The sequence below is a fragment of the Terrabacter carboxydivorans genome, from assembly GCF_039532035.1.
Taxonomy (GTDB): Bacteria; Actinomycetota; Actinomycetes; order Actinomycetales; family Dermatophilaceae; genus Terrabacter; species Terrabacter carboxydivorans.
In genome coordinates this window covers 1-4,176 of the sequence record NZ_BAAARE010000052.1, presented here as the reverse complement: position 1 = coordinate 4,176, position 4,176 = coordinate 1, and the positions used below count along the sequence as shown (strand labels likewise).

Genomic DNA, 4,176 nt, shown 5'->3' with positions numbered 1-4,176 from the left:
ACTCCTTGAAGACCCGGATCACGTCCTCGCGGAACTCGTTGGGGAACGCCTTGGGCATGGTGCACATCCTTCCAGCGCCGACACACATCGACGCAGATCAGATGCCACCTATCCGTGCAGCAGACCCGTCCCCAAGGCGCGACCACCACGCCTTCGAGTCGCGCTGGCCGCCCTAGGCGTAGTGGCAGTCCTCGTTGGCGCCAGCTTCGCGGTCGCGCAGCTCACCTCGCACGGCGCCGATCCCGCCTCCACCGGCAACGCCGCGCCGGCCACCCAGCTCCCTGCGATGCGGGCCACGCCTGTCACCGCATTCGCCGGACTCACGGCCGCCGCCGGTGAACCCGAGCTCCCCTCACTCAAGACCCTGCGACCCCGGGCCGGCACCGCCGTCCCGGCACCCGGCCCCTTCGACAGCCGCCTGCAGTTCACCAGCCTGGGCTTCGACGGCGCAGCGGTCCACGCCAAGGTGCGGGTCACCAGCGACGTCAGCGACCTCCTTGATTTCTCCGCCCGCGCCGGCTTCTACGACGCCTCAGGCCGCCTGATCGGCACTGGCACCTGGACCTACCACCTCGATGAGGCGCAGCCCGATGGGCAAGCCGCGACCACCGTCGATGGACACCCCAACGAGCTCGAGGCCTTCCGCGTCCCCGTCCCGGCCAACGTCAAAGGCCGAGCTGTCAGCGCCGCCGTCGGCGTCACCGTACTCGTCAACGAGTAGCGGTTGCCGCAGGCTCAGCAGAACTGCGAAGAGTCGATGTGTCGGGTTCCCGGCGACGCACTCGTTCAGGTTGCCCCTCGGGTGCAACAGCGCAGAGGGGCTCGAACGATCCTTCCGCTCGGTGGTCAACTCGGGTGAGCGGACTCAGGGAACGCGCAGGCCGGGGTGGCAGTGTGCCCGTATGGGCGTCGACGAGGGAATCGTCACCAGTCTGCTGGCACTGGGGGCGCTGATTGGTCTGCTGTTTGCGGTCACAAGCGTGGAGACGCGGATGGGCCGTAGATCCGACGGGCGGCGCCCAAGCGGCAGACGCTAGCTGGGGCAGGTCAACGGCGGTCAAAGCCCAGTGAAGTCGTGTCAGGCAGCTGGACCTAAATGGGTCGTGGCCTGTCATACAGGCGTTCCAGGAACCACCCTGCCGCGTTGGTGTGCAGTCAGTCGTCTTCGGGGACATACGCGATTCCAGCGCGGAGCGCCCGAACGACATCGCGCAGGAGACGTAGGGCTGCGACGGCGATCAGGGTCGACACCAACAGAGCGGCAGCAGCGTCGAGCCAGAACCAGCGCTGGGCGACGGCGAGAACCGCCCCGACGATCGCGACCACGGCGGCGGCCACCCCGTCGGCGATCGTGTCCAGGAGGATCGAGCGCATGTGCAGGTCTTCTCGGCCAGCATCCGCCCCGAGGATCAACGCGGCACACAGCATCACCGCGGCGGCGATCGCTGAGGCCACAAGCACCGGCAGTCCGTGGACTTCAGGGCTACCGCTGACCAGGCGCTGAATGGCCGACGCCGCCACACCGACCGAGAGCACGAGCAGCCAGAGCGCGTTCACCAGGGCGACCCAGGTCGTGGCCTTCTCGTTGCGATGACGATCCCTCAGGTAGATCGCTAGCAGGCCCAAGGCCAACGCGAGCGAGTCCGCGAGGAAGTCGCCGCCCTCCGCAACCAAGCTGAGGGAATGGGCGAAATGGCCCGCCACCAACAGCCCCGCGATCATCGACATGTTCAGGATGAGCACGATGGTTACGCGGCGTCTTTGAGTCACGGCCACAGAGACTACTGATGTTCCCATCAGGGACTCGATGCCGCCCGACGGGGTGTCCCAACGAGAGGCGAGCGACGAACCTCGTGGCTCTGATATGCCGGTCAGCAGGTCGGCGCAAGCGCAGACCTGCCGCTGCCCTGTTCGCGCCGCGGGGAGAGGACCCGACGCAGGACACTGGACCGGAGGTCGTGTCTTGACGCACCTGAGGCTTGACGGATCTGTGTCACCTGATCCTTGACACTCGGGCTAGGAACCGGTGACAGCGGTCCGTGGCCGCGGTCCCTTGATGCTACGCACGGGCTTGGTGCTGGTCCGTCGGAAGACACGCGTCTCTCCGTCGGCCTCGACGGCCACGGTGGTCTCGGCGACGTGGACGGTCACGGTGTGGTGCGCGTGGGCCCGGCCGATGGCGACCTTCTGCCCGGCGATCACGATCACCCCTTCGGTCGAGGCCCGCCGTTGCACGGTGACCGGCTCGGTCGAGGGCCGCAGCGGCGGCCCGGCTGGGCGGACCCCACGGGGGCCTCGCAGCTGCTCGAGCGGAGCCGGGTTCGCCCTGATGCGCAGCAGCTCGTGGCTGTCCAGGTCGAACGCCATCAGGGTCTGGCCCCCCTAGGGGTCCTGAAGGACCGGTGACCATGCCGCGGTCACCTCAATCGGACTGATTCGATTGAGGCTCGCGTCCGGTGTCGAACAGGTCCAGTCCTGGTGCTCGCCGGGCAAGAGCTCTGCGACGGATGAGAAAGCCAACACCTCAACCCCGTGCCCCGGCTTCATTGGCAATGCGTAGGACCGGCTCAACCGCAGCACCGCACCTCCCATGTCGCCTACGTAGGTCTGGCACGCATCCTTGGGTCATTGCATAGTGCATCAGCGCTCTCGGCCTCCCAAAGCGTGATGCGTTCTCCGTCCCGCCTCTTGGTCGCTGCCGAAGCCTGACTTACTCGCCTTCCTTGCCCGACTGGTATCCGTGGCCGGCGCCCTTATCCATCCCAGTGGAGACCGACGCCGCAGGGCCCGAGCCCTGTGCCCTGGGGTGCCTTCCCTCGAGCCCCGCCGACTGCCGGACCTTCGCTCCACACGTCTGGCACCAAGGTGGCCGCGGACTCCCGCGGGTGCCCCGTGGCCGGGGTTCGCTGCGGGTGACGATGTCGATTCGCAGGATGACGCTGGGCTCGGGGTACCGCTACCTCATGGCCTCCGTTGCCCGGGGCGATGCCGGGGGACTGACGTCGTCGCCGCTGGCTTCGTACTACAGCGAGCCGGGCACTCCTCCGGGGCGTTTTGTGGGGTCTGGGCTCGCCGGCCTCGACGGCGGGCGTGGCATCGTTTCGGGGTCGACGGTGAGTGAGGAGCACCTGTGGCGGATGCTCGGGATGCTGCAGGATCCGGTCACCGGGCACCCGCTGGGCCGGGCCCCGGGGGCCGAGCGGCCGGCATACGTCGACGCGTTGAAGCGGGAGCGGAAGGCGCCGAAGACGGTCGCAGGCTTCGACCTGACGTTCAGCGCGCCGAAGTCGGTGTCGGTGGCATGGGGGCTTGCCGACGACGAAACCCGGCGGCGCATCTATGCCGTGCACATAGCCGCGACGGAGTTCGTCATCGGCTACGCGGAACGGACGGTGCTCGCCACCCGAACGGGCCGGGGCGGTGTCGTGTCGCAGGACGTTCGCGGTGTCGTAGCGGCTGCGTTCGACCACTGGGACTCGCGCGCTGGCGACCCGCAGCTGCACACCCATGTCGTGGTCCTCAACCGGGTACAGGCGGTGTCGGACGGCCGGTGGCGGACGCTGGACAGCAAGGCACTCTTCCGCGCTTCGGTGGGTCTGTCGGAGCTCTACAACGGTGTCCTTGCGGACCTCGTGACCCGGGATCTGGGCTACGGCTGGGATCCCGAACGACGACGCCACTCACCGGTTGAGAAGTGGGAGGTCGCCGGGGTGGACGAGGCGTTGCGGGCGGAGTTCTCACAGCGCACCACCGAGATCGACGCGGCGAAGGACGTGCTGGTCGCGGACTTCGTCGCCGTCCACGGGAGGCAGCCGACGCCGCGTGAGGTGCTGCAGATGCGTCAGCGCGCGACCCTGGAGACCCGCCCGCCCAAGGAGCTGAAGGCCCTCGGAGAGCTGGCCACGCACTGGCGGGCGAGAGCCCAGCCGTTCGTCGGGGACGACGCGCAGTCGTGGGTCGCGACCCTGGCCGGGCGCAACGACCTGCCTCTGTTGCGGGCGGGGGACCTGGCCGAGGCGATGCTCGAGGAAGCCGCTCGGGTATCGCTTGAGATCGTGTCGGGCAAGCGTTCTACGTTCACCCGGGCCAACGTGTTCGCCGAAGCGCTGCGTCAGATCCAAGGCGTCAGGTTCGCGTCACCGGACGAGCGGACCGTGGTGGCGGAGCGGATCGCGG

General features: G+C 68.4%; 4 protein-coding genes. 2 read left to right on the top strand and 2 right to left on the bottom strand.

Translation table 11 applies throughout. The features are described from left to right. The coding region (locus ABD297_RS23450) for a hypothetical protein (protein WP_344257563.1) at nucleotides 1-721 on the top strand (721 nt) is incomplete at its 5' end. A gap of 434 nt (nucleotides 722-1,155) precedes the next feature. Here the strand turns inward: ABD297_RS23450 and ABD297_RS23445 are convergent. Next, the gene (locus ABD297_RS23445; RefSeq protein WP_344257561.1) at nucleotides 1,156-1,797 is read right to left on the bottom strand and encodes a cation diffusion facilitator family transporter; all 642 of its coding nucleotides are present in this window, start codon (nucleotides 1,795-1,797) and stop codon (nucleotides 1,156-1,158) included. A 219-nt stretch (nucleotides 1,798-2,016) separates the two neighbouring features. Then, complete coding sequence (locus ABD297_RS23440; RefSeq protein WP_344257559.1) at nucleotides 2,017-2,367, bottom strand: hypothetical protein; 351 nt, start codon at nucleotides 2,365-2,367, stop codon at nucleotides 2,017-2,019. A 566-nt stretch (nucleotides 2,368-2,933) separates the two neighbouring features. On the opposite strand from ABD297_RS23440, the gene mobF reads away from it, so the two are divergent. Further along, nucleotides 2,934-4,176: MobF family relaxase (mobF, locus tag ABD297_RS23435; RefSeq protein WP_344257557.1), on the top strand; the 1,243-nt coding region annotated here is incomplete at its 3' end.

Excerpts from the sequence above, each read along its gene's own strand:
- ABD297_RS23445 (WP_344257561.1), bottom strand. The coding sequence starts at position 1,797 with ATGGGAACATCAGTAGTCTCTGTGGCCGTGACTCAAAGACGCCGCGTA.
- ABD297_RS23440 (WP_344257559.1), bottom strand. The coding sequence starts at position 2,367 with ATGGCGTTCGACCTGGACAGCCACGAGCTGCTGCGCATCAGGGCGAAC.